Source organism: Mesorhizobium sp. M7A.F.Ca.CA.003.01.2.1 (assembly GCF_003998945.1).
GTDB classification, from domain to species: Bacteria; Pseudomonadota; Alphaproteobacteria; order Rhizobiales; family Rhizobiaceae; genus Mesorhizobium; species Mesorhizobium ciceri.
The window spans coordinates 1-1,359 of record NZ_RZRA01001205.1 but is presented as its reverse complement, the minus strand read 5'-3'; the positions used below and the strand labels follow the sequence as shown (position 1 = coordinate 1,359).

The window sequence follows — 1,359 nt, the reverse complement described above, 5'->3', positions numbered from 1 at the left end:
TGGCGATGTCGATGCCGTCGCTGACGAAATCGGAAAGCACGCCCGAGGTCGACAGCCGCACGTCGATGTCGGCGTTTGCGCGGTGGAAGCGATGCAGCCTCGGCACCAGCCAGCGGCCGGCAAAACCGTCCGATGTGCTGACATTCAGGATGCCTGCCGTGCGGTCGGGCGTGGCGGCGATGGTGGCGGCGGCGATCTGGTCCAGCGCCGTCCTGACTTCCGATGCGTAGGCCGCGCCGACCGACGTCAGGCGCACGGACCTCGTTCCCCGATCGAAAAGCTGGATGCCGAGCCTGTCCTCGATGTTGCGGATGGCGCGGCTGACCGCGCCATGGGTGACGTTGAGCTCACCCGCCGCCTTGGAGAAACTCAGATGCCTGGCGGCAGCCTCGAAGGCGGGCAAGGCAGTGAGGGGCGGTAGTCTGCGCGGCATGGTCCACCTGTGAGTGTTGCTCACAAATCCTGCACAAAGAGTCGTTTGTCGTCCAGCCCGGAAATGTCCAATCTATAGGGGTAGCAGCGGATATTGATCGGCTTTCCTATCTCGCCGCTGCGCTGAACGACCAGAAACAGTGTGAGCAATCGTCATGCTTGTCCCCTTGCGGACGGCGTCGGCACGCTTGCGCCTACTGAACCACAGGAGACGAACCATGAAACCGATTCTCGAATCCATCAGCGCCGCGACGAGCGGTCTTGCACTCAGAGCCTCTGCAGTCGTCGAGCGCCGCCGGATGCTGCGCCAAGTTTCACGCTTCTCGAACCATCGCTTGCACGACATCGGATTCGAGCGCGACTGGGACGGCTCCATCCTGCGCAACGGGAGGTCGATATGACCAGCACCCTGATCATCGGCGCGACGGGGCTGCTGGGCAGCGAGATGGCGAAGGCCAGCGCCCGCAATGGCGATCGCCTGCACGTTCTGGTTCGTGCGGCAACAGCCGGCGATGAAGAGCGGCTGCGCCCGCTGAAGGAGCTCGGTGCCAAAATCCACGTCGGCGATCTCGACGACTATGACAGCCTTGTCCGCGCCGCCAGTGCGGTGGACCGCGTCATCAGCTCGGTGCATGTGCATTCGGCCAGCGAGATGACGCTGGTGCGGGCGCTGAGGGATGCCGGCGTTTCCCGCTATGTGCCTTCCGCCGGCTTCGGCCTCGACTTCGCCGCCGCCGCCCCGGGCTCGATCCCGCCGCTCGATCTCAAGCGAGGCGTGTTCGACGCGATCAGGCAAGCCGATCTGCCCTACACGGTGATCTACACCAACGGCTTCTTTTCGACCTGGGTGGCGACGCTGGGCGATCTGATGCGCTTTGGCTCGTCGCCCTTGCCGCCCGATGAGGTGACGCTTTATGGCGGTGGCGA

At 64.4% G+C, this 1,359-nt stretch carries 3 protein-coding genes; 2 read left to right on the top strand and 1 reads right to left on the bottom strand.

Going from position 1 to position 1,359, the window contains the following annotated elements; genetic code table 11:
- The coding region (locus EN969_RS31230; protein WP_127419742.1) for a LysR family transcriptional regulator at positions 1-433 on the bottom strand (433 nt) is incomplete at its 3' end.
- 217 nt (positions 434-650) lie between these two features.
- On the opposite strand from EN969_RS31230, the gene EN969_RS31225 reads away from it, so the two are divergent.
- Positions 651-833 (top strand): DUF1127 domain-containing protein, encoded by a 183-nt coding sequence (locus tag EN969_RS31225; protein ID WP_013530655.1) that lies wholly within the window; start codon positions 651-653, stop codon positions 831-833.
- The coding region (locus tag EN969_RS31220) for an NmrA family NAD(P)-binding protein (protein WP_127419741.1) at positions 830-1,359 on the top strand (530 nt) is incomplete at its 3' end. The genes EN969_RS31225 and EN969_RS31220, both read left to right, overlap by 4 nt.

Bases quoted from the DNA above. Each gene is read 5' to 3' on its own strand.
- EN969_RS31225 (WP_013530655.1), top strand. From the start codon at position 651: ATGAAACCGATTCTCGAATCCATCAGCGCCGCGACGAGCGGTCTTGCA.